Origin of the sequence: Mumia sp. zg.B21 (genome assembly GCF_019550855.1) — a bacterium.
GTDB lineage: Bacteria > Actinomycetota > Actinomycetes > Propionibacteriales > Nocardioidaceae > Mumia.
In genome coordinates this window covers 1,063,858-1,086,968 of sequence record NZ_JAHWCJ010000002.1, presented here as the reverse complement: position 1 = coordinate 1,086,968, position 23,111 = coordinate 1,063,858, and the positions used below count along the sequence as shown (strand labels likewise).

The window sequence follows — 23,111 nt, the reverse complement described above, 5'->3', positions numbered from 1 at the left end:
GCTCATCGCCTCCCCGGGGTCACGGGCCGGGCCACCGCGAAGCGATAGATCTCGAGCAGCTCCTCGACGTCCCGCTCGGGACCGAAGCTCTCCTCGTAGTGCCGTCGCCCTCGCGATCCCTTCGCCAGGTAGACCTCGGGCCGGTCGTCGACGTCGGCCAAGAGGTCGACGAGCCCGGTGACCGATCCGGGCGCGAACCGGGCACCGACGTCGGCCCCGACCAGCTCAGGGAAGGACCCGTGGTCGGAGACCAACGGCGCCGTTCCCACGGCCAGAGCCTCGATGGCGACCAGCCCGAACGTCTCCTCCCACTGCGAGGGGACCACCGCCGCGCGTCCCCGCGCGAGCACCCGTACCGCCTCGGCGCGCGACACGGTGCCTCTCACATCGACCGACGGGTGCCCCTCCGCCCAGCGGCGCACCTCGTCCTCGAGCGGGCCTCCGCCGACGATGTGGAGACGAAGCCCCGACCCAGGCCGTCGACGGCGGAGCTCGTCCCATGCCCGGAGCAGGAACGGCAGGCCCTTGGCGTGGTCGAGACGACCGACGTAGACGACGGCGTGCTGGCGCTCTGTCGTCGAGACGCCGGGGTCGGGGACGTGGTTGTGCTTGACGAAGACACGCTCTCGCGGGAGCCCGAGCGCCCGCATCGCGTCACGCTGGGCGGCGGAGATGAAGACGAAGGCGGAGACGAGCCGGCGCCAGCGGTCGCGGTGGAGCAACAACGACGACGTGACGGGAACCGTGGCCGCACGCGAACCGCGGTAGCAGCCGTGGACCAGTGCTGGGGAGACACTGCCGCCCGCGCAGTCGTGACAGACCGCGCCGGCCCGGAAGAAGTCTCCGCTCGCACACAGCAGCTTGTAGTTGTGCACCGTCGCGACGACGGGCACGCCGGCCTGCGCCGTCGCCGCCAGGACCGAAGGGCTGAGCAGCGGGAAGGTGTTGTGCAGGTGCAGCACGTCGGGACGGTCCGTCTCGAGCAGAGCAGCGAGGTCGGCGCGCGCCTGCCCGTTCCAGACGCTGCGGGCGGGCAGCATCGCCTTGTCCGCGAGCGACCACCCGGTGATCTCGTCGCTGTCGCGCTCGAACCTCACGACCTGATGACCAGCGGTACGGAGCGCCTCTGTCTCCTGGTCCACCAGGACGTTCTCCCCGGAGGGGGCCGACGAGCGGTACCTCCCGTGGGCGACCACGATCTTCACGCGAGCCCCCTCACCGGTCTGGCCAGGAGCGCGGCCGCGACCGCAAGGTCGAGAAGGTACGCCGACGGGACCATCAGCCCCGTCTCGGTGATCGACGCGACGATGCAGTAGACGATCAGGAACAGGGCGATCGCTCGCTCCGGACCACGCTCGCGCGTCGCAGCGGCGAGGAGCAGCACGAGCAGGACGAGCACCTGGACCACCACCCCGAACCAGCCCTGGTCGAGATAGGTCGCGACCCAGTTGCTGTCGATCGGGAGCCCGTCGAACGACTGGTCCGACAGCCCGGAGCCGAACAGCAGCTCGAACGAGCTCCGCGGCGCCTCGACGACGGCCGACCACACCTTCGTACGCCCCGTCAGCTCGGCCGCCTCCGAGGCCGACTGTCCGCGCATCGCCCAGGTGGTCAGTTGCGAGGCGAACACCGCCGAGACCACGACGAGGACGGCCGCCCCCCAGACGGATGCCCGCCGTACCCGGACGTGACCGAGGAAGAGTGTCGCCGTGGCGAGCACGCACCCGATCACCACCCCGAGGATCGCCGTCCGGGTGTGGGTCGCCACGAGGACCGCGCCGCTGGCAGCCAGGGCGAGGAGCGCCGCCCGTCCCGACTGGCGTCGGCACATCCACAAGATGACGGTCGTCCCGAAGAGGACGCCACCGTAGTGCGCGGCCTGGGTCGGCGGGATCGGCCACAGCGTGCCCGCGAGCCGGCCCTCGAACGCGAACGCCATGTTCGGGGCCACGAGTGCTCCGACGCCGACGACGACCAGGACGAACCACAGGCACGCCCGGTGGCAGCGCAGGAGAAGCATGTCGCGCCGGCCCCACCACGGCGTGAGGACCCAGAGCACCAGGCAGACCCCGAGCATGCGAATCGACCGGAAGACCGAGCCTGCCAGGAACTCGTTGTGCAGGCTCGTCATCAGCGCGACGACTGCCAGGAGCGACAGCAGCGCGAGGAACAGCTGCGGCCGGACCACGATGCGCCGGTTGGCCAGCAGTGCGAGGACAAGAGCGAGCGGAAGCGCCCCCTGGGTCACGAGCTGGCCGACCGGCTGCGGGACGGGCAGCAGGATGGGACGCGCACTGAACGTGAGGACGTTGAGGAAGAGAGCCGCCCACGCCAGACCGACGAGCGCGCGCTCGCCCCTCCGAGGATCGGTGCTCGACAGGCGTCCGACGAGGGTGGGGGCGGTGGCGCTCATCCCGAGCGCCTTCGCGTGTCGGTGACCCGACGATCCGGCTCCACGCTCGTGCCGTTGCTCTCGTCGGCGTCGTCGCCGCCGATCACGACGACGAAGGCCACGACCATCCCGGCCTGCCGCAGGACCCCCGCGCAGCTGCGGAGGTACTCCGCGCTCGAGCGGTCCGCCGTGACCACCGGAACGACGACCGTGCCCCACGTGGCGAGCTCGTCGATCCCTCCCGCAGGCGTCGGCTCCGCGAGGGTGAGGACGACGTCGGCCTGCGGCGCGACAGCAGCGGCGAGCCGGGGGACCCCGGCCGGCCGCAGCACGTCGACCTCGGTGCCGGCGGGCAGGAATCCGGCGACTCGCGGCCGGTCCCCCAGGTCGGCGACCTGCACGTGGGACGACGTCGCGAGCTCGGTCGCGAGCGCGGCGACGATCACAGCGGCGTCGTCGGCGTTCTGCAGCGCCGCCACGACCAGGCACCTCGGTGACGACTCAGAGTGCTCGAGAGCAGATCCGATCGCGTGGACGGCCACCTGCTGGTTCTGCCGCGCCGGTCGCCGGCGCCACGGGGCCCAACGGGAGGCACGGACGTCACCCGTCCCCACCTTCACCGGTGCCGCCATCACCAGCGCGATCTCCTCGCGCCGGCGCACCCGGTCCGAGGTCAGGGCGCGGAAGAGCACCAGACCCATCCCGAGAGCGAGTCCGCCGATCAGGCCCGAGAATCCGGCGAGCACGAGCTGGCGTGTCCCGCCGGCCGGCTCGATCGCCGGTCGATCGATGACGTGGCTCGCACCGGTGATGGACTCGCTCTGGAGCTGGCTGTCGGTGACGGCCTGCTCGAGCTTGTTGATCTCGGCGCTGATCTCCCCACGCCGCGTGAGGAGGTCCGCGGCCTCACCGCGGTCGGACTGGCTGCCTCCGCTCAATCCCCCGTACAGGGTCGTGAGGCGGTCCGCCTGGCGCTCGAGCTCCGCGATCCGACGCCGGTTGCCGGCGACGAGCGCGTTCGACTGCGAGAGGACCTGCTCGTTGCGGAAGGCGAGGAAGACGTCGATGAGGGCCTGCGTCCGACGGAGAGCCTCCTCGTCGTCGCCGGCGGAGGCGGTCACGGTCAGGATGTCCGACGTGGTCGGCTCGGCCCCGAACGACTCCTGGAACGCCTCGGGGCTGAGCGAGAGGTCGAGTCGGCGGATGACCTCGTGGGCCACCGTCCGGGTACGGATCAGGCTGACGTCGGTCGCCATGGCGGTCGCCGGGTCGGTCGACCGGTCGTGCGCGAGCAGCAGGGTGGCCGTCGCCGGGCTCGGCGCGGGGAGGAAGAGGACGGCGCACACTCCCACCATGAAGCCCGCGACGCCGAGCGACGCCCACGTCCTCCACCGGCGACGCAGGGCCGAGCGCACGAAGTGGAAGCTCACGAGGACCGCCTCGCCCGCACTCGCCTCGTCCTCGGCCGAGCGCAACCGCGGGGTCTGAGCCCCGCGTGTCACGACCTGCTCCGCAGGTCGTGGACCGATGCCTCGTCGCCCGGGGTCGAGACGCCGGTGAGCCTCGTCGGCACTGCGGCCTGACGGGCGCGCTCGTGCTGCAGCAGGCGCCCCGTCGTGCGGTCGAGGTCGTCGGGGTCGGCCACCACGACGCCGTCGACACGATGCCCGAGGTCGTCGGCAGCCATCGCCGCGCTCGCGAGGTCCTCGGCGGTCGCTGATCCCGGTGACACGGCGATGAGGGTCGCGTCGCCGCGTACCGAAGGATCGAGCCGCGGATCCGCCGGATCGAGCACCGCCAGCACGACGGTCACGTCCCGGTTCGCCACGCTGCGCCGGGTGTCGGCGACGAGACCGTCCCGCAGCTCTCTGCCGTCGTTGTGGGCGGCCGCCACCCACAGCGCCGCGGCCGAGGGATGACTCTGAGCGGCCACCACGGATGCCGTGACGCCCATCGACGTGGCACACACGGCGAGCTGGGGTCCAACCGCGAGCGCGCGAAGGTCACCCGCCAGCGTGACGACGAGCACCGATTCGGGCAGCACCGGCGACCGCGCGTCGCCTGCCCCGTGCTCGGCTCGGGGATACCAGTCGCCGAGCTGCCGGAGGACCTGTCGCAGGGCCCACGCGTCGACCGTCTCGGGCTGGTAGTCGGTGAGGACCGACGTCCAGGCGGCGGCGTCGCGTGCACGGGGCACGTGCGCGGAGCCGAGGACCGGGCTGCCGACAGCGTCGGCGATCTCGTCCCGGTATCTCAGTCGGCGGTCACGAGCCCTGCGGAGCACGAGGATCGCCGCCGTCGCCAGCAGTGCCACGACCGCCCCCACACCGCCGAAGAGGGCAACGCGTGCCGGCAGGCCTGGTCGGCGGGCTGTGCTCGCCTCCTGGATGACCGAGGCCGAGACCGGCGACGCGCTCGCCGCGATCTGGTCCTTGACGTTGTCGATCTGCAGTGCGACGTTCGTCTGCTCGGCAGTCAGCCTCGCGAGCGCCGTCGCGTCCGATCTCGCCGCGGCGCTCGCGGGATCTTCGGACTCACGCCGCTTCTTGGTCCTGGCGATCTCGCCGTTGACGTTCGAGAGGTTCCCTTCGAGGCTCTGCTGGCGCTCGCGCAGCCCGGCACGCTCGGCGTCGGTGAGCGAGCTTCCCCTGTTGATCGAGTACGCGACCTGGGAGGCGGCAGCCGCTCCCGCCAGCTTCTCGGCGTCCTCGGGATCACGAGCGCGGGCCGTGAACTGCAGCACGTCGCTCGTGGGTGCGGTGATATCCACCGACTTGGCCAGGGCCTGCGGCGATGGCCGGGGCGTGAACTCCGAGGCCACGGCACCGAGCACGACGTCGCTGCCGGCGACCTTCACCGCCGTGGCGACGTCACGCGGCACCGCCTGTCCGCTGGAGTCCTGCGAGGGCGGAAGCAGCACCTGGCTCTGACTGACGTAGAGCGACGGCGTGGCGAGCACCAGGGAGGCGCCGGCTGCTGCTCCCACGAGCGCCGCCGCGGCCAGCAGAGTACGGCGTCGGCGCAGCACAGACAACGCCGTACGCAACTCCAGCGCCTGCTCACCCATCGGCCCCCCCGATGCCAGCGGATGTCGACGAGCGTATTTCGGCAGGCGTCCGACGCGCAGGAGATTGGCTCGAACCCTTCGGGAAGCGCAGGACGACACGCGCCGTGAAATCCCCGCGCGTCCGTCCCTCCCCGACCAGCGTCGGGGAAGGGACCCGGATGCCGAAACGCGGCGAGTACCACCCGAGCGGGGGTGAGACCTCTCCCTCGTGGAGGGTCCACGTGAGCGCCGGCGGCAGGTCGACGTACGCGACATCCTGGAGGTCGTCGGCGCCCCAGCGCAGGCATGCGCGTCCGCCCTCGACGGTGACGGCGACGTCAGGCCCGAGGTGGAGCGGGAGGCGGACCGTGTGCGCACCGGTCGCGGACAGGTGGTCCGTGATGGTCAAGGAGCGGCGCTCGTGGTCGAGTCGGACCTGCCGGCGATGCCGGACGGGATCGGCGAGCCTCTGATAGCCGTCGTGCTCGGCCGTCCAGGTCGCCACGGTCGCACCGAGGTCGGCCTCCACCACCGTGGTCGTCGGCCGCGTGCTCCACAGGAAGGCTCCCGCTTCGACCGCCTGACTCCTCCCGTCCACCTCGACCGTGTTGTGAGCGAGCGTCGAACGGAAGTAGGAGCGCCACTGTGGCTGGTCGTGGTAGCAGTACGTTCCCGGGTCCACGAGCACCTCGACACCCGCGTACCTCACCTCGACGGCGAGCGCGTCGGCGTGAGCGTGGGCGGCGATCGACCCGAACCCGTGCGGTCCCCCGTCGCAGCGGCACCAGATCTCGGGGCCGGCCCCGAGCTCGGTCGTGAGCACCGTGACGCCGGCGTCGTCGAAGGCCGCCGGCCGTGCCAGTGGCCGCGGGGACGCGCTGCGCAGGCGCCCGCTGATGGCGGGGAGCGCGGCGCCGGCAACGCTCGGGACGACCTCTGGCCACCAGGGCTGCCGGCCCAGCATCGCGTCACCGGTCGCCTGGAGGATCGCCCACGGGTCCGTGCCCGGGCCGTCGACCACGAGCGCGCGGCCCTCGTCACCATCGCCCTGCCGCGGCGGCCGGCCGTCGACGTCGACCACCGCCGCCGCGCCGTCGAGCATCCGCGTGAGCAGAGCCACGATCTCGTCGTCTGGGGGAAGGCCCGCGGCGCAGCCCTCCGCGATGGAGACGAGGCCGAGATCGGCGACGAAGCGGTGGTAGTCGGTCGCCAGCTCGCGGTTGATGCCGGAGGCGAACGTGTTCTCGACCAGCGCACGGTGGAGCCGGTGCCTGGCCAGGCGCTGCCAGCGCGGGCTCTCGTCGAACCAGGCGAAGGCGCTGGCCGAGGTGAACAAGCCTGCGGCCTCCGCGACCGCGTGGTTGTTGGCCGACGACCCCCGGCTCGGAAACGCGGCGAGGAACTCCTGGTGCCAGCGGATCTGGCGGAGGGCGTCGTCGTTGTCGTCGAAGAGAGCGCCGACTCCTGGCCAGTCCGCGAGCAGCCGACGGATCCACACCCAGCTGATCAGCCGCACGCCGAGCTCGATCCCGCTCGTCCAGTGCACTCCGGACAGGAACGGGTTCTCCCGCCACCAAGAGCGGAGCTGGCGGTCGACGGCTTCGGCATACGCGTCCTCGCCGGTCAGCCACCAGGCAGCCGCGAGCACGGTGAGGTGGTGGTGACGCGAGATCTCCCAGACCACCTTCACGTTCCCGGTGACGGACTCGTCGCGGTGGTCGACGCGGAAAGCGAGCCGGCGCTGCGGCGCCCGGCGCCCACTCACGGGGTCGAGGAACCAGTCGGGGTCCGCGATGGTCGGACACCGAGTGCCCAGGACCGTCCATCGCCCCTCGAGGACGCCACGGGCGGCGTCGACCAGACTGTCGCGAGCGACCCCCGCGACCGGCACGCCGTCGCGGACGAGCGGTGACGCAAAGGATCGGCCGGCCCGTGCCCCCGTCAGGTCTGGCCAGTGGTCACCGGGTCGCACGTGCCTCGACGCCCAGCGAGCCCGTCGGGCCAGGTCACCGACGCGCCCGGCGACCTCTCCCGCCGACATCCCTCGGAGCCGGTGCGCGTACCAGGCGACCGAGCTGCTCACAGACGCACCGTCCCACCGCTCAGGACGCTGATCTCCGCGGCGAGCGTCGCGCGGGTCGTCGCCTGCAGCGACGCCCACGGGATGGGCATCGGCGCACCGGACGCCACGGCGTCGACGAAGGCGTCGACCTGCGCCTGCTGCCCCTTGTCCGGTCCCGCGAGCGCCCGTCGTACGGTCTTGGCGCGTCCGTTCCAGACCGTCGCCCGCGTGAAGTTGTCGAACCGCGCGCTGCGCCCCGCACCCGCCACGTCGAAGGTCTCCTTCGGGAAGCGGCTGCTGCCTCCGGTCACGTACGACAGCACGCCGACCGAGCCGCCGGCGAACCCGAGCACGACGTGAAGGTCGCCGCCGTCATGGGTCTGCGTCGCCGTCACGTGGACGATCGACTCACCGGCCCACGCGGTCATCGTGTCGAGGAAGTGACCTCCTTCACCGATGAACCTGGAGCCCTCGCGCTCACGGTCGAGGTACCAGCTGCCGCCGTCGAGAGAGCCCGCGCTCACGAGGTACCGCATGCTGACCGGACCGACGTCGCCGAACCGCTCCCGCATCTGCGTGAGCAGCGGGGCGAACCGTCGGTTGAACCCGACCATGAGCCGGTCGTTGCCGGTCTCGAGGACAGTCTGCTCGACCGAGGCGAGCTGGCCCTCGTCGAGCGCGAGCGGCTTCTCGACGAAGACCGCCTTCCCCGCCCTGAGCGCGCGACAGACCAGGTCGGCGTGGGAGTGGTGACGCGTGACGACGAAGACTGCGTCGACCGTCTCGTCGTCGAGCACCTCGTCGACGCAGGTCGTGGCGGTGGTGAAGCCGAACTTGCGCTGGGCGTTGACCGCCGACAGCGACCGGGTCGTCACGACGGTCTCGAGGCGGACGCGTTCGTGCCGCGCCAACCGCGGCAGCAGCATCGAGGTGGCGTACCCGCCGGCGCCGACGAACCCGATCCTGACCTCGTCGCCCGCCCCGCGGGCCGTTCGCGGCGTGGCGACAGGTCTCGCCGTCTCCCCCTGCGGGCGCGCGCATTCCTCGTCCGAGCCCGGGTAGCGGAAGAGGAAGCCGACTCCGGGGAGCTCACCTGTACGGAGCCGGTCGTAGACGGACACGGCGTCCGCGACGGGGTGCACGCCGGAGACGAGCGGCGAGACGTCGACCGTACCGGCCGCGATCAGATCGACGAAGCACGCGAGGTTCCGACGCTCGGTCCACCGGACGTAGCCCGCGGGGTAGTCGACGCCGTCGAGCTCGTAGCGGTCGTCGTAGCGTCCCGGACCGTACGACCGGGAGAACACGACGTCGAGCTCCTTCTCGTAGTACTCGTTCCACGGAAGGTCCAGCCGCGTCTTGCCGATGTCGACGACGCGGGCGCGGTCACGCGCGAGCCGCGCCGCGACCTCGACGGGTCCGTTCGACGACCCGCCGGCCGCAAGCAGCACGTGGTCTGCCCCGAGCCCTCCGGTGACCTCGTGGAGAGCGCGTTCTACCGCCGCGGTGCCGTCCTCGTCCGGAGTCGCGCAGACCAGCGCACCGGCCTTCTCCGCCAGACGGCAGCGGGCTTCCACCGTGTCCAGGCCGACCACACGGACACCGGCGGCGACGAGCAGCCGGACCACGAGCTGCCCGACCAGCCCGAGCCCCACCACGCAGGCGGACTCGCCGAGCTGGACCTCCGAGCGCCTGACCCCCTGCATCGCGATCGCCCCGACGGTCGCGAACGCCGCGTGCTCGGGGAGGACGCCGGCCGGCACGGGCACGCACAGGTTGGTCGGGATCCAGTTGATCTCGGCGTGAAGAGCGAACTCGTTCCCCGCGGCCGCCACGAGGTCACCGACAGCGAACTCGTCGACGCCGGCACCGACCTCGGTCACGACCCCGCACAACGAGTAGCCCAGCGGGGTGTAGCTGTCGAGGCGGTTCATCGCCTTCTGGTACGTCGCCACCGGGCCCTGCTGCGCGAGCGCCGAGACGACCTTGCGGACCTGGTCGGGACGGGCCCTCGCCTTCCCCAGCAGGGAGAGCCGGGCCTCGTTCACCTTCATGAGCTCGGTGCCGGTGGAGATGAGCGAGTACAGGCTGCGGACCAGCACCCCACCCTGCCGGCACGCGGGCGCCGGTGCGTCGAGCACGGTCAGCTCCCCCGACCTGTAGTTCTGTGCCACCTGGAGCATGGAGTTCCTTCCTGGACGCTGGTCGTTCAGATCGCGGCGACGCCGGCGCGACGGACGCTGCGGTACCAGAGCTCGAGGCTGAGCAGCTGCCAGAGCTGCTTGGACATGTCCCGCCGGCCCGCCCGCTGGTCCCGGAGCATCTGCAGGAGCGGGTCCCGGCGTACGACGCCGCTCCCGATGAGCTCCCCCTCGACCAGCACGTCGTCGAGCAGCTCTCGGAGATCGGTCGTGACCCACGCCCTCAACGGCGCTCCGAACGACGCCTTCGGACGGTCGACGATCGTGTCCGGGAGCCACTGGCGGGCCGCCTCCTTGAGCGCCACCTTCTGGTGCCGTCCGGAGATCCTCGTTCGCCCGGGCAGCGAGAAGGCAGCCCGGAACACGGACGGGTCGACGAACGGCACGCGGACCTCGGTCGAGGCCGCCATGCTCGCGCGGTCGGTGTAGGTGAGGTTGAGGCCGCTCATGAACATCCGTGAGTCCATCAGGCACATCCGGGCGATCTGGTCGTCGAGCGTCGCCTCGTCGTACGTCGCGCGGTGGCCGTCGACCACCTGCGTGACGGCGGGCGCCAGCTCCGGCGAGACGAGGGCAGCAAGGTCGTCCGGCGCGTAGAGCGTGTAGCTGCGACGGAAGGCCTCCTCCTCCGGCAGGTCCGCGAACGACACGAAACGCTGAGCCCACCGCACGCTGCGCACCCCGCGGCCGGCGACCGCCACCGGCATCGCATCGACGCACCGGGTCGTGAGGTGCCGCAGCCGGCGAGGGGCGCGGCGGTACCGGGCTGCGATCAGGCACGCCAGGTGCTTGCGGTAGCCACCGAAGAGCTCGTCGGCGCCCATCCCCGAGAGCAGGACCTTGACTCCGGACTCGCGTGCCGCGTGGCACATCAGATAGGTGTTCAGCGCGGCCGGGTCCCCGATCGGCTCGTCCAGCACGTCGACCATCGTCGGGAGGAGGTCGACGACATCCGGCGCGATCTCGATCTCGTGCAGCCTGATGCCGAGGCTCGCCGCCATCTGCCGAGCGAACCGAGCGTCGTCCGGCATCGCCTCCAGCCGCTGGTCGACCGCGCGGAAGGCGATCGTGTACGCCTCGATGTCAGGGTTGCGACGGTGCGCCAGCGCCGTGATCAGGCTCGAGTCGAGTCCGCCGCTCAGGAACGTCGCAACGTCGACATCCGCGACCAGGTGGGCGTCGACCGAGTCGGCGATCACCTGTCCCACGTCGGCGCGAGGTCCTGCCGCCGCCGCTGCGGCCTCCTCGACCGGGTCCCAGAACACGCCGCTCCGGGTCCTTCCGTCCTGCTCGTGACGCTGCCACGTCCCCGCCGGGAGCTTGGTCACGCCAGCGACCGCCGAGACGTCCGGCGGGAGCCAGTAGTAGAGAGCGGACGCGACCAGCCCGGTCGGGTCGACGCTGAGCTCGGGGCCGACGGCGGCGACGAGGGCCTTGAGCTCCGAGGCGAAGAGGATGCCCTCCCCGCGGGGCAGGACGAAGAGCGGCTTGATGCCGAAGGGGTCGCGCGCCAACGTCAGCGACTCGTCCGCCTGGTCGAGCACCGCCAGGGCGAACATTCCTCGCAGCCGCGCGAGGGCACCCGTGCCCCACTCCCTCCACGCCTCGAGCAGCACCTCGGTGTCGGAGTCGGTGGCGAACTCGGCACCCCGGGCACTCAGCTGCGCCCTCAGCTCGCGGTAGTTGTAGATCTCGCCGTTGAAGACGAGGACGAGCCCGTGCTTGACCATCGGCTGGTCGGCGGAGGACGAGAGGTCGATGATCGACAGGCGTCGGTGGGCGAGGACGCACGACATCGACGGCGTGCTCGTCTCGACCAGCCCGCTCGCGTCCGGGCCACGGGGACCGAGCCGCTCGCTCATCGCGACCACGAGCTCCTTGCCGTCCGGCTGCTGGAACGCTCCTGCCACGCCGCACACGGTCAGCCTTTCGCGAGCGAGGCAGTGCCGGCCCGAGTACGGCTTGCGTGTGCCCCCCTCCCCAGCAGGGCCGCGCAGGCGGCAAGGTAACCGGCTTGCTGGTGCTCCCAGGCCAAGTGCTTGACGACGCGTTCGCGGCCGAGCTTGCCCATCGCCTCACGACGCCCCGGGTCGTCGAGCAGTCCGATGACCTGCTCGGCGAAGGCCGTCACGTCGTTCGCGGCCGCGTACACGGCGGCATCGCCGGCGGAGACGGCTGTCTCGTGCAGGTCGAACGCGACGACGGGCAGCGCGAACGCCATGTACTCCATCGTCTTGTTCATCGTCGAGGCGTCGTTGAGCGCGTTCTTCGGGTCGGGGCACAGCCCGACGTCGGCGGTGGAGAGCACCTGGATCACGGTGTCGTCGGGGACCCGCCCGGTGAACTCGACATGAGCCTGCAGCTCCAGTCGGTCACGCTCGGCGACGAGGTCGGGCCAGCAGTCGCCGGCGCCCATGAACGTGAAGGCGATGTCGTCGCGCGCCCGGTCGTTGATGATGTGCGCGGCGGCCGCGAGGGCAAGGTCGACACCGTCCTGCGGGCCCATCACCCCGATGTAGGCGACCAGGTGACGGTGTCCGCGTCGTAGTTCGGCGACGGAGCCGACCGGCTGGAGGCGTTCGGAGTCGGGTCCGGTCCGGACCACGGTCACGTCCGCGTCACGTTTCCCTCCGCGCTCGCGGGCGATCCGTGCGTACGACTCGTTCGTCGACGTCACGGCGTCCGCCGTCCGGAACGTCGCGCGCTCCAGGAGGAGCAGGCCGCGATGGGCGAGGTCACCGGTGCGCCCGAAGCGCGACTGGTACAGCTCGGGACAGAGGTCGTGGTGGTCGAACAAGAACCGCGTGCCGTCGCGCCGTCGGAGCAGCCAGGCGATCGGCCAGAAGATGTCCGGAGGGTTGCACGCCTGGAGCAGCGCGAACGCCCCGCCTCGCCGGCGCGCCCTCAGAACGAGCCAGAGGGTCGTCGCGAACGAGTAGAGGTACTCGACCACGAAGCCGAGCGCTCCGCCTCCCGGCGCGTACGGCCGGTAGGTGAAGACCTCGACGCCGTCGATGACCTCGTGCGGTCGCGAGTCGGGGCCGCGTGGACAGACGACCGTGACGCTCCAGCCGTCGTCGCGCAGGGTCTGGCACTCCAACCACACCCGCCGGTCGAACGGGACGTGGAGGTTCTGGATGATGATCAGGGCGCGCGGCGCGTCCCCGTTCTTGCGGCCACCGGTCACCAGCCGACCCCCTCGTATCCGACGAGGTGCTCGATGTCGTCCCCGAGGTGACCGTGCAGGTCGATGACGTGCCGGGGGGCGCCGTCCATGAGGGCTTCGTGGACGTGGTGGTCGCCGCTGGACACGACCGCGACGCCCGCGCCGTCGAGCGCCTCCCCCGGCGAGCGTGCGAGCAGCCGGTTGAGGTGAGGGAGCCTCGCCTCGACGTACCGTCTGTTGGCCCCCACCAGCCGGTGCGGGTTGACGATCGGATCGAAGATCGAGACCTCGAACCCCTTGCCGATCAGTCGCTCCGCGAACTCGACGTTGGGACTCTCCCGGAGGTCGTCGGTGTCGGTCTTGAAGCTGAGGCCGAGCAGGGCGACCTTGCGCTCGTCGAGCGCGATCACCCGCTCGGTGACCTGTCTGACGACGAGCTCGTTCGAGAGTGCGGTCCCTGCGAGCAGGGGTGCGTCGACGTCGTGCATCCTCGCGAGGTGTTGGAGCGCCCTCAGATCCTTCGGCAGGCACGAGCCGCCGTAGGCGAACGCGGGGCGTAGATAGGTCGGCGCGATGTTCAGCTTGGTGTCCTGGCAGAAGATCTCCATCACCTCGCGGGCGTCGACCCCGAAGGGCTTGAAGACGCGGCTGACCTCGTTGGCGAACGAGATCTTCACGGCGTGGAAGGCATTGCAGGCGTACTTCAGCGACTCTGCCGTCTCGACGCCGACCTGGTGGACCGGCATCGGCAGGAAGTCGAACAGCCGGTCGAGCGTCGCCGCGGTCGCCGGGTCACCGGTCCCGACCACCACGAAGGGTGGTGCGTAGAAGTCGGCGACGCTGGTCCCCTCCCGAAGAAACTCCGGGCACATCGCCAGCCCGACGTCCCAGTCTCCGGGCGCGCCGTCGGCGAAGACGGGCGCCACGACCGAGGACACCGTGCCGGGCGGGACGGTGCTCCGCACGACGACGGCGTGGTGACCGGACTCGGAAGGAGAGGTCAGCGCCATCGCGTCGTACACGTCGCGGACGCACGAGCGGACGAAGGAGAGGTCGGACTCTCCGTGCGAGCCGGACGGCGTACCGACGCAGATGAGCGAGACCTCGCTCCCGTCGAGGGCGGCGACGGGATCGGTCGTCGCCGTCAACGCGCCGGCCGCGACTCCCGCCCGCACGAGGTCCTCGATCTCCGGCTCGACGACCGGCGAGCAGCCCGACCGGATCGTCTCGACCTTCATGTCGTCGACGTCGACGCCGACGACCTGGTGCCCTTCGCGGGCGAGACCGGCCGCCGTGACCGTTCCCACGTATCCGAGTCCGAAGACGACGACCTTCATGCAACCCCTCCGCGCATGTCCGAGGCGGAGCCTCGCCCGAGACGAGGCCGTGATACCGATCACGCTAGGGACAGCTTCGTCGCGATTTCAGGAATTGCTAAAACCCGTACGAAAGGTATTTCCCGCCCAACTGGTTCGTTGGACACCCCTTCGGCTCACCTCAGCTGAAAGCGCCCCTCAGCCGACCCCTCGTCGGCGAGCAACCCCGCCTCGCACAAGGTCTGCGCGGCGTCCTTCAGGAGCCCGAAGCCGACATCCGACCGGCGCGCGATCTCCAGCAGCGACATCTGACCGTCCGCGTACGCGAGGATCCACAGCATCGCCATCACGGTCTCGCTCGCGTTGCGCCCTCCGGTGGAGGGATACAGGCCACGCTTGCCGAGCTGCGGCTCTCCGTACGGGGCGAGGTTGCGGTAGACGCGATCGTTCTCCAGGACGTCGACGACCTCGGACACCGTGTCCAGCGCCTCGACCAGCTTGTCGTCCTTGACGAGGTCGAGGTCGTCAGCAGACGTGTGGTACTCCGGGTACTCACCATGGGGTGTCCTGGAGAGTCGCCCGACAGGCATGTCGAACCCGAGCGCGTTGAACTGTCGCTCGTCGTACCCGTACGGCGAGTAGGCGCGCACCTGGCCGTCGCGACGCTCGACGACCGAGGCGCCGACGTCGTCGATGCGGCGGTCGCCCCGTCGTGTCCGTTTGTAGACCAGGGGTCCGGGCCCGCCGAGCCCGGTGAGCACCATGCCGTGCCGCACCCGCGACGGCGCGTCAGGATTGCCGGCCAGCCACGTGATCGACCCGATCGTGCCGGGCGCGAACAGGAACCGGTAGGACCAGCGACGCTGCGGCAGCGCCGAGATCCGCTGGGCGAGCGCGACGGCGACGGCGATGCCGGCAAGGTTGTCGTTGGCGAGCGACGGATGGCAGACGTGAGCAGTGAACAAGACCTCCTCCGCACTCTGGCCGGGGATCAGAAGCTCGCCGTAGTTGAGGACACCAGGCCCGAGCGTCGCGTCCACGACGACCTCGTACGGTCCCGGGCGGCTGCCGTCCGCGAGCTCGTCGTACCGGCGCCGGGTCAGGCAGAAGCCCCAGTCGCGGTGGTAGTAGGACGTCCGGTACGGGATCCAGTCAGGGTGGTCAGGAAGCGTGTGCAGGTGGGGACGCAGCTCGTCCCAGGTGAGCGTCGCCCGCACCGGCACGCTGTAGCCGACGAGGTGGAGCGTGTGGTCGGCGAGGTCGACCACCCGCCGGCCGGTGCTGTCGGCGACGTAGGCCTCGCGCACGTTCCACTCGTCGTTGACCGTCCAGTCGTACGCGGTGGTGCCGCTGGGCACGCTCACGACCTCGAGTGCCGGGAGCCGCGCTCCGATCACCTCGAGCGTCTCACGGACCCCGTCACCGGTGATGCTGCGGCAGATCGGGTAGAGCCGCTCGATCTGCGCACGCATGTCGACGCGCGGCGCAGCGGGACTCATCGCGTCAGGCGCAGCATGTCGTCCAGCACGCCGTCGGCCTTCAGCCGGTTCACCTGCTCGAGCCTCACGTAGCGGGGCCCTTCGAAGTCGGCCCCGTCCAGACCGATGCGTGCCATGTCGTCGGCGAGCTGAGTGATCCCGTCCGGCACCGTCCACGCCGGCTCGAACGCCGGGAGCAGCGACCGGATCTTGGTGAAGTCGACCTTGTAGTCGCGCTTGTCGGCGCTCGCCCCGTCCGCGAAGGTCACCGGCGCACCCATCCGCGCGGACACGGCGTTGGCGACGTCGCGGATCTGAAGCACGTCCTCGTCCCGTCCCACGTTGAACGCCTGGTCGTGGACGACGTCCCTCGGCGCCTCGAGGACGGCGAGAAAGGCGCGCGCGATGTCCTCGGCGTGCACGAGCGGGCGCCACGGACTCCCGTCGCTCTGCAGCCGGACCTCGCCACGGGTGAACGCGGTCCCGGTCAGGTTGTTCACCACGATGTCGGCACGCAGCCTGGGCGACGAGCCGTACGCCGTGGCGTTGCGGAGGTAGGAAGGGCTGAAGTCGTCGTCGGCCAGCGCGGAGATCATGCGCTCGGCCATGACCTTGCTCTCGCCGTACGGCGTCACCGGGTTGAACGGGCTCTCCTCGTCGACGGGCGCGTCACCGGCGGCTCCGTACAGGGAGCACGAGGAGGAGAACAGGAAGCGTGGGACGCCTGCTTGCTTCGCGACTCGCGCCATGTGCGCTGCACCGTGCGCGTTCACCGAGTAGGTCGCCTCGGGGTTGAGGTGGCCGACGGGGTCGTTCGAGATGGCCGCGAGGTGCACGACCGCGTCGAATCCCTCGAGGTCCTCCGGATCGGCGTCGCGGACGTCGCCCGTCCGCGACGTGTAGTCCGTCGGCTGGGCACCGAAGTCGCAGCCGTCGTACCAGCCGGCATCGAGGCCGACGACGTCGTGACCTGCGTCGAGGAGGAGTGGCACCAGCACCGCACCGATGTAGCCGCGGTCACCGTTGACGAGTACGCGCATGGCAGACCTTCTGAGGTTGTGCGAAGACGTCCGGATCGTCCGGTTGAGGCGATTTTGATCCTTCCACCAAAGTCCGTCGGGCGAGACGGCATTGAGAAAATGACGGCCGGCTCGCGAGTCACGCGAACGTTCGGAAGACGGGCTTGACCGCGCGACCGCCCGCCCATGTGAGCGGGTCACCCGAGTCGAGTGCCTTGCGGTAGGTACGGCACGCGGCGCCCACCGCGGCGGCGGTGCGCTCGAGGTCCTCGTCGGTCAGAGCGGCCGAGACGACGAACGAGGGCGCCAGCACACCGTTCAGAAGGAGCTCGCGCATGAACAACGTCCGGTACTCCTGGGACGGCGCACCCGACGGATCGAGGGTGGCGAAGACCAGGTTGCACGGCCGGCCACGGACCACGACACGATCGGCCACGCCTTCGCTGGCGGTGACCTCCTCCACCAGCGTCCGCAAGCGGCGACCGACCGCGTCGAGTCGCGCCGCGACACCGTCTCGGCGACAGATGCGCATCACGGCGCGGGCGGCAGCGAGCGCGTGCGTCTCACCACCGTGCGTCGTCGACAGAAGGAACACGCGCGGATCGCTGGTCGCGAGCCCTCCGCGCTCCATGACCTCGCGGCGGCCGGCAAGCGCGGACACGGCGAACCCGTTGCCCATCGCCTTCCCGAAGACCGTCAGGTCGGGGCGTACTCCGACGAGACCCTGGACTCCTCGCTCGGAGCGACGGAATCCGGTGATCGTCTCGTCGAGCACGACCAGCGCGCCGTGCTCGTGAGCCAGCTGGTGCAGCGCAGCGAGATATCCCTCCGGGGTCGCCTGCGCTGTCTCCGGCTCGAGAACGAGGCAGGCGATCTTCCCGGCCCGCTCCTCCAAGAGCGCGCGTGCGGCGTCGAGATCGCCGAACGGGAACCGTACGGTCAAGGACTGGACGGTCTTCGGGATCCCGGCGCCCAAGGGCGTCGCACCGATGAACCAGTCGTCACAGGAGAAGAAGGGGTGGTCGACGCAGATGGCAACCTCGTCGCGGCCGGTCACGGCCCGCGCCAGCTTGACGGCTGCCGTCGTGGCGTCCGAGCCGTTCTTGGCGAACTTCACCATGTCCACCGTCGGCACGGTGGACAGGAAGTCCTCGGCCGCGTCGAGCTCGTGCACGCTCGGGCGGGCGAAGTTCGACCCGTCCTCGAGGCACGCCCGGACGTCCGCGACGACCTCGGGGTGGGCGTGGCCCAGGGCGACGGACCGGAGGCCGGAGCCGTACTCGATGAACTCGCGCCCGTCGACGTCCCAGACGTGGGAGCCGCGACCGCGGGCGATGACGGGGGCGAGGTCGGCAGGATACTGGTCCGGGCCCTTCGCGTAGGTGTGCGCTCCGCCCGGAACGAGCGTCTGGAGACGCTCCGCAGCCGCACGGCTCGACGTGTGCGCCTTCGGCATCACACCCCCCAGGCCGCCGAGGTCACAGGATCTCGAGGTGAGGGAGCGCGACGACGAGCCGGCCTCCCCACTTCCGCACGTACGCGAGCTGCTCAGCGATCTCCGTCCGCAGGTTCCACGGCATGATGACGACGTAGTCCGGGCGCGCCTCTGCCAGCCGTTCGACGGGGTGGATGGGGATGTGGGTCCCGGGAAGGAACATCCCGTGCTTGTGAGGGCTCCGGTCGACGACGAACTCGATCAGGTCCTCACGGATGCCGCAGTGGTTGAGCAGCGTGTTGCCCTTGCCGGGCGCGCCGTAGCCCACGACCTGTCTGCCCGCTCGCTGCTGGTCGATCAGGAACTCCACGAAGTCGTTGCGCACGTCGGCCACCTGCGGGGCGAAACCGTCGTGGCCCTCGACGGTGTCGAGCCCGGCGGCTGCCTCGTCGGCCAGCACCCGGCGCACCGACGCCGACGGCTCCGACGCGTTCTCGCGCGGCGTCGACCACGTCCGCAGCGAGCCTCCGTGGGTGGTGAGCTCGTCGACGTCGACGACGCTGAGGCCGGCGGTCGCGAGCACGCGCTGCGTCGTGAGGAGCGAGAGGTAGGAGTAGTGCTCGTGGTAGATCGTGTCGTACTCGTTGCCCTCGATCAGCCGCAAGAGGTGCGGGATCTCGATGGTCACGTAGCCGTCGTCGGCGACGAGCTCCCGCAGGCCCTTGGCGAAGTCCACGATGTCGGGCACGTGGGCGAACACGTTGTTGGCCACGACCAGGTCCGCGCGTCCGTAGGTGGAGGCGACCTTGGCCCCGATCTCCTCACCGAGGAACATCACCTCGGTGGGGATCCCCTTCTCGTTGGCCACCGCCGCGATGTTGGCAGCCGGCTCGATCCCGAGGGCCTTGATCCCGCGTGCGACCACGTGCTGGAGCAGATAGCCGTCGTTGCTCGCGACCTCGACGACGAAGGACTCCGGACCGAGCACCAACTGCTCGACGGCGTTGTCGACGTGCCGCTTGGCGTGCGCCACCCAGGAGTCGGAGTAGGACGAGAAGTAGGCGTAGTCGCTGAAGATGTCTTCCGCGGCGATGTAGGCGGGCAGCTGCACGAGCAGGCACTCGGTGCACACGCGGACGTGCAGAGGGAAGAACGTCTCCCCCTGGTCGAGCTGCTCCGACGCCAGATAGCTCTCGCACGGCGGTGACATCCCGAGGTCGACGAAGGTGTGCGTGAGGGTCGCCCCGCACAGTCGGCAAGCAGCCATGCCATCCCCCTTCTGCGTTCTTCTCCGCCTGGCCCTTCGATCGTGGCATGCTCGCAGCGCACCCTGAGCCAAAATGTCGGAACTGACCAGAAGGAGCCGCGATGGACGTCCAGCCGACGTCGATTCCAGGCTTGATGCTCCTGACCCCCACGCCTCACCGCGACGCCCGCGGCTTCTTCAGCCGCACGTTCGACTCCGCAGGTGCGCGATCCGCCAAGATCGACCCCGCACAGTTCGTGCAGGACAGCGTGTCGCGATCGGCACGCGGGGTCGTCCGCGGGCTGCACGTCCGAGTGGGGCAAGGAGAGGCGAAGCTCGTGCGCTGCTCGTACGGCGAGATCTTCGACGTCGTCGTCGACCTCCGGCCCGACTCGCCTGCCTATCTGACGTGGCAGTCCTTCCGGCTCAGCGGAGACACACAGCGCTCGGTCTACATCCCTCCTGGTTGCGCCCACGGCTTCCAGGCGCTGTCCGATCCGGCGGACACGAGCTACCGGATCAGCCGGGAGCACGATCCGTCGGAGGACCTCACCATCGCCTACGACGACCCGACCCTCGCGATCCCGTGGCCGAGCGCCCCCGGCGCCATGTCCGACGCCGACCGCTCGGCGCCGCACTTGGCCGATCTCGCCACCGCGCTCGCGACGATCGAGACACGCGTCGCTGGCGGAGGACCGCGATGATCGGCCTGTCGCTGCCCGCGGGACCGCTCGAGGTCGTCTGCCTCGCTGCTCACCCCGACGACGTCGAGATCGGTGGTGGAGGGCTCCTCCTCAGCCTGGCCGCGCGCGGTCAGGTCACCGGCCACTGGTTGACCCTCACCGGCAGCCGTGAACGCACCGTCGAGGCCGAGCACGCCGCCGACGCCTTCCTTCCCGGGTCGTCGACCACCTTCCTCGGACTACCGGACGGGCGTCTGCCGCAGTACTGGGGTGAGGTGAAGGAGGCGCTGCACGCCTTCGGCGGGACGCGCACGCCCGACCTCGTCCTCGCCCCCCGTCCCGACGACGCACACCAGGACCACCGGCTCCTCGGCACGATGGCTCCCACCGTGTGGCGAGACGCGCTCGTGCTCCACTACGAGATCCCCAAGCGGGACGGCGATCTCGGTCGCCCCAACGTCTACGTGCCGGTGGCCGACGAGCTCGCACGGCGCAAGTGCGAGCTCCTTCAGGCGCACTACCCGTCGCAGCGGGAGCGCGACTGGTGGGACGACGAGTACTTCTTCGGGTTCCTGCGTATGCGGGGTGTGGAGGCTCGTACCAGGTACGCCGAGGCGTTCACCGTGGCGAAGGCGACCCTCGCGATCTCACCGACACACGGCTGAGCCTCGCGTCGGGCCGCCTTCGAGCCCGTCAGCGACGGTGCTTGTGGTGCTTGTGCCCGGACGGGTGATGGTGACCCAGCGTGTACCTCACGAGCGTCGACCTCGGTGCTGGAGGTCGGCCGGCGAAGAGATCCTCGAGCTCTGGGGCGGACGTCGCGTAGAGCGCCCCGCTCGCGTACTCGACCGACGTCGCCCAGGGCAGCGCTGCGAACCTCTTCGGGGTCCGGCTGCCCCGCTTGAGCACGGACACCTGGTTGCCGAAGATCTCCGACACGTAGATGTCGCCCTTCGGCGTCACCGCCAGGTTCGTCGCCCCGCCGAAGCCACCAGCGACCTTTACGGTCCGCCCCGTCCTCGGGTGAACCTTGTAGACGACACCGCGAGCGCCGAAGCTCGCGTCCTCGGGCCCGCCAGGCAGCAATGTGACGTACAGCCACCCGTCAGGTCCCCACTCGACGTCGGTCGGGACGGGGTCGAAGTAGTACGTCACCCCGATGGCGCAGGTCGGGATCCCGAACGCCCCCGCGAGGTCGGCGGTGATCTCCATCGGCTGCGCCGGCATGAGCGCGAGGGTGGTGATCCTCCCACGGGCGCTGATCCGCTGGATCGAGTTGGCGCCGGCGTCAGCGACGAAGGTGGTGCCGGACGGCCCGGGGAGCGTCGCGTACGGGTGGGGGTTCACGTCACCGGTGTACGTGGAAGGCGGCGGTCCCTCACCCGTCTCCGGGTCGGGTGCCGGCCACTGCGCCCGGCACGCGGCACTGATGCCACGGGCGCCGTAGACGACGCGACCGTCGGGGTTGTTCGCGAGCTCGTACGCCCCGGTGTCGGCGACGACCTTCACGGTGCCGCGCTTGTCCACCGACTTGATGCCGGTGAAGCCGCCGGGATCCTCCGGGTCCGCCCGAGCTGTAGAGCTCTGAGGGGGCGCCACGCTTCGGCACCTTCGTGAGGACCCCAGCGAAGTTCTGGGTGGCATAGACCGTGCCGTCGCGGGCGACCGCCGAGCTCAGGGCAGTGAGCAGGCCGTCCGCCACGGTGGTGGCGGCGGGTGGTCTCGGTGGTGCGTGTCCCCCGTGCGCCCCTGCGGGCGCGACGGTGAGACCGAGCGTCAGAGCCGTAGCGGCGCCGACGACGAGAACAGGGTGCTCGTCTCATGAGTTTCCCCCGTGTGCTGAGGGTCGCCCGAGATCGACCGGCGAACAACACGGTCAGGGTGCCACGGCGCCGCGGCGTCCCACCCCAGGTTGCACGACTCAGTCGACGCTGCGCGGGAGGGCCCCGCCGTTCGCCTCCACCCACTCGGTCGCCCGGTCCTCGGCGACGGCACCCCACAGCTCACGTCCCTTGTCGCGGTCGAGCCGCACCACGCTCTGCTTGCCCTTGCGACCTGTCCCCTTCACCGGGACGGTCGTGAACGTGACGTCGCCGGCCCGGAGGTTGCGCATCGACAGCACGAGACTGCGCATGTCACCGGTGCTCCACTCCGAGTCGACCGTCAGGTGCTTCGTGACCGTGCTCAGCACGCCGTACGCCTTCGTCGGGCTGCTCAGGGTGTCGCCCGACAGGGTCTGGCTCATGAGCGACCGGATCACGTTCTGCTGTCGCTTGATCCGGTCGAAGTCTCCACTGGGCAGTCCGTACCGCTGACGGACGTAGAGGAGTGCCTCCTCGCCATCCATCCGGCGCTCGCCGGCCTCCCACGTCTTGTCGCGCGCCGAGTCGTAGACGTCTTCCGGCACGGTGACGGTGACGCCGCCGAGCTCGTCGGTCAGCGCTCGGAACCCCTCCCAGTCGATGATCGCGATGTGGTCCATCCGCAGGTTGGTGAGCTGCTCGACGGTCTCCACCGCGAGCGACGGGCCGGCGAACGAGAACGCGGCATTGATCTTGTTGGCCCCGTGCCCGGGGATGGTGACCCAGGAGTCTCGCGGGATGGAGACGATCGAGGCGCCCTCGCGGTCACCGTCGATGTGGAGCACCATCAGCGAGTCGCTCCGCTGCTCGCCCGGGAGCCAGGTGGGCGCCGCGGCGTCGTCGCCGGTCGTCGGCTCGTCCGAGCGCCGGTCGGTGCCCAGGAGGAGGACGTTGACGCTGTCACCCTTGGCGGGCGGTCGGTTCTCCAGTCCCGTGAAGGCGTCGTCGACCCGGTCGACCTGCCCGACGAGTCTGTCCTGCAGATACCACGCGCCACCTGCGAGGGCGAGCGCCAGCACGAGCAGGCAGGCAACGAGACCGATCAGCACACGACGCAGCGTCCGGCGCCCGCCCGGCCGGGTCGTCGTCGACGGCTCCGCACCGGCGCGGTCGTCGGCGCGGGCGCCACCGTCGTCAGTAGTCGGCGTGGGCTCGTCAGGGCTCGTGGTCATCGCGGAAAGCCTACGTGCCGGGGCAGTCTCTGC

17 protein-coding genes are annotated in these 23,111 nt (G+C 70.6%); 2 read left to right on the top strand and 15 right to left on the bottom strand.

The features are described 5' to 3' along the window. Positions 1 to 2 precede the first annotated feature (2 nt). From KV100_RS20210 to KV100_RS14015, 13 genes are all read right to left on the bottom strand, one after another. On the bottom strand, positions 3 to 1,205 hold the full coding sequence (locus KV100_RS20210; RefSeq protein ID WP_220343647.1) for a glycosyltransferase: 1,203 nt from the start codon (positions 1,203 to 1,205) through the stop codon (positions 3 to 5). Further along, positions 1,202 to 2,413, bottom strand: a complete 1,212-nt coding sequence (locus KV100_RS14070; protein ID WP_220343646.1) for a hypothetical protein — start codon at positions 2,411 to 2,413, stop codon at positions 1,202 to 1,204. The genes KV100_RS20210 and KV100_RS14070 overlap by 4 nt, the downstream gene beginning before the upstream one ends. Then, the gene (locus KV100_RS14065) at positions 2,410 to 3,894 is read right to left on the bottom strand and encodes a hypothetical protein (RefSeq protein ID WP_220343645.1); all 1,485 of its coding nucleotides are present in this window, start codon (positions 3,892 to 3,894) and stop codon (positions 2,410 to 2,412) included. The genes KV100_RS14070 and KV100_RS14065 overlap by 4 nt, the downstream gene beginning before the upstream one ends. Next, positions 3,891 to 5,459 (bottom strand): hypothetical protein, encoded by a 1,569-nt coding sequence (locus tag KV100_RS14060; protein WP_220343644.1) that lies wholly within the window; start codon positions 5,457 to 5,459, stop codon positions 3,891 to 3,893. The genes KV100_RS14065 and KV100_RS14060 overlap by 4 nt, the downstream gene beginning before the upstream one ends. Further along, positions 5,452 to 7,521 (bottom strand): alginate lyase family protein, encoded by a 2,070-nt coding sequence (locus KV100_RS14055; RefSeq protein ID WP_220343643.1) that lies wholly within the window; start codon positions 7,519 to 7,521, stop codon positions 5,452 to 5,454. The genes KV100_RS14060 and KV100_RS14055 overlap by 8 nt, the downstream gene beginning before the upstream one ends. Continuing rightward, positions 7,518 to 9,683 (bottom strand): bi-domain-containing oxidoreductase, encoded by a 2,166-nt coding sequence (locus KV100_RS14050; RefSeq protein WP_220343642.1) that lies wholly within the window; start codon positions 9,681 to 9,683, stop codon positions 7,518 to 7,520. Before KV100_RS14050 ends, KV100_RS14055 begins: the two co-directional genes overlap by 4 nt. Positions 9,684 to 9,709: 26 nt before the next feature. Continuing rightward, positions 9,710 to 11,611 (bottom strand): asparagine synthase (glutamine-hydrolyzing), encoded by a 1,902-nt coding sequence (gene asnB, locus KV100_RS14045; RefSeq protein ID WP_308291443.1) that lies wholly within the window; start codon positions 11,609 to 11,611, stop codon positions 9,710 to 9,712. Positions 11,612 to 11,622: 11 nt separating this feature from the next. Further along, positions 11,623 to 12,888: a glycosyltransferase family 4 protein gene (locus KV100_RS14040; protein WP_220343640.1), complete on the bottom strand. Its 1,266-nt coding sequence runs from the start codon at positions 12,886 to 12,888 to the stop codon at positions 11,623 to 11,625. Beyond that, positions 12,885 to 14,204 (bottom strand): nucleotide sugar dehydrogenase, encoded by a 1,320-nt coding sequence (locus KV100_RS14035; RefSeq protein WP_220343639.1) that lies wholly within the window; start codon positions 14,202 to 14,204, stop codon positions 12,885 to 12,887. The genes KV100_RS14040 and KV100_RS14035 overlap by 4 nt, the downstream gene beginning before the upstream one ends. A gap of 155 nt (positions 14,205 to 14,359) precedes the next feature. Then, positions 14,360 to 15,682: a DUF4910 domain-containing protein gene (locus KV100_RS14030; RefSeq protein WP_220343638.1), complete on the bottom strand. Its 1,323-nt coding sequence runs from the start codon at positions 15,680 to 15,682 to the stop codon at positions 14,360 to 14,362. Next, positions 15,679 to 16,701 carry an NAD(P)-dependent oxidoreductase gene (locus KV100_RS14025; RefSeq protein ID WP_220343637.1) on the bottom strand — a complete coding sequence of 341 codons (1,023 nt, stop codon included), beginning with the start codon at positions 16,699 to 16,701 and terminating at the stop codon, positions 15,679 to 15,681. The genes KV100_RS14030 and KV100_RS14025 overlap by 4 nt, the downstream gene beginning before the upstream one ends. Positions 16,702 to 16,819: 118 nt before the next feature. Next, positions 16,820 to 18,136, bottom strand: a complete 1,317-nt coding sequence (locus tag KV100_RS14020) for a glutamate-1-semialdehyde 2,1-aminomutase (RefSeq protein WP_220343636.1) — start codon at positions 18,134 to 18,136, stop codon at positions 16,820 to 16,822. Between the two features lie 22 nt (positions 18,137 to 18,158). Further along, the gene (locus KV100_RS14015) at positions 18,159 to 19,382 is read right to left on the bottom strand and encodes a class I SAM-dependent methyltransferase (protein ID WP_220343635.1); all 1,224 of its coding nucleotides are present in this window, start codon (positions 19,380 to 19,382) and stop codon (positions 18,159 to 18,161) included. 101 nt (positions 19,383 to 19,483) lie between these two features. Between KV100_RS14015 and rfbC the strand changes: the two genes are divergently transcribed. Further along, complete coding sequence (gene rfbC / locus KV100_RS14010; RefSeq protein ID WP_220343634.1) at positions 19,484 to 20,065, top strand: dTDP-4-dehydrorhamnose 3,5-epimerase; 582 nt, start codon at positions 19,484 to 19,486, stop codon at positions 20,063 to 20,065. Next, positions 20,062 to 20,709: a PIG-L deacetylase family protein gene (locus tag KV100_RS14005; RefSeq protein WP_220343633.1), complete on the top strand. Its 648-nt coding sequence runs from the start codon at positions 20,062 to 20,064 to the stop codon at positions 20,707 to 20,709. The genes rfbC and KV100_RS14005 overlap by 4 nt, the downstream gene beginning before the upstream one ends. Before the next feature lie 28 nt (positions 20,710 to 20,737). On the opposite strand, the gene KV100_RS14000 is transcribed toward KV100_RS14005, so the two are convergent. Both KV100_RS14000 and KV100_RS13995 read right to left on the bottom strand, forming a co-directional pair. Further along, the gene (locus tag KV100_RS14000) at positions 20,738 to 21,643 is read right to left on the bottom strand and encodes a ScyD/ScyE family protein (RefSeq protein ID WP_220343632.1); all 906 of its coding nucleotides are present in this window, start codon (positions 21,641 to 21,643) and stop codon (positions 20,738 to 20,740) included. A gap of 322 nt (positions 21,644 to 21,965) precedes the next feature. Next, entirely contained in the window at positions 21,966 to 23,078 is a 1,113-nt protein-coding gene (locus tag KV100_RS13995; RefSeq protein WP_220343631.1) for an LCP family protein, read from the bottom strand. Positions 23,079 to 23,111 lie beyond the last annotated feature (33 nt).

Bases quoted from the DNA above. Each gene is read 5' to 3' on its own strand.
- KV100_RS14070 (WP_220343646.1), bottom strand. From the start codon at position 2,413: ATGAGCGCCACCGCCCCCACCCTCGTCGGACGCCTGTCGAGCACCGAT.
- KV100_RS14050 (WP_220343642.1), bottom strand. From the start codon at position 9,683: ATGCTCCAGGTGGCACAGAACTACAGGTCGGGGGAGCTGACCGTGCTC.
- KV100_RS14020 (WP_220343636.1), bottom strand. From the start codon at position 18,136: ATGCCGAAGGCGCACACGTCGAGCCGTGCGGCTGCGGAGCGTCTCCAG.
- KV100_RS14005 (WP_220343633.1), top strand. From the start codon at position 20,062: ATGATCGGCCTGTCGCTGCCCGCGGGACCGCTCGAGGTCGTCTGCCTC.
- KV100_RS14035 (WP_220343639.1), bottom strand. From the start codon at position 14,204: ATGAAGGTCGTCGTCTTCGGACTCGGATACGTGGGAACGGTCACGGCG.
- rfbC (WP_220343634.1), top strand. From the start codon at position 19,484: ATGGACGTCCAGCCGACGTCGATTCCAGGCTTGATGCTCCTGACCCCC.
- KV100_RS14025 (WP_220343637.1), bottom strand. From the start codon at position 16,701: ATGCGCGTACTCGTCAACGGTGACCGCGGCTACATCGGTGCGGTGCTG.
- KV100_RS14060 (WP_220343644.1), bottom strand. From the start codon at position 5,459: ATGGGTGAGCAGGCGCTGGAGTTGCGTACGGCGTTGTCTGTGCTGCGC.
- KV100_RS14015 (WP_220343635.1), bottom strand. From the start codon at position 19,382: ATGGCTGCTTGCCGACTGTGCGGGGCGACCCTCACGCACACCTTCGTC.
- KV100_RS14030 (WP_220343638.1), bottom strand. From the start codon at position 15,682: ATGAGTCCCGCTGCGCCGCGCGTCGACATGCGTGCGCAGATCGAGCGG.
- KV100_RS13995 (WP_220343631.1), bottom strand. From the start codon at position 23,078: ATGACCACGAGCCCTGACGAGCCCACGCCGACTACTGACGACGGTGGC.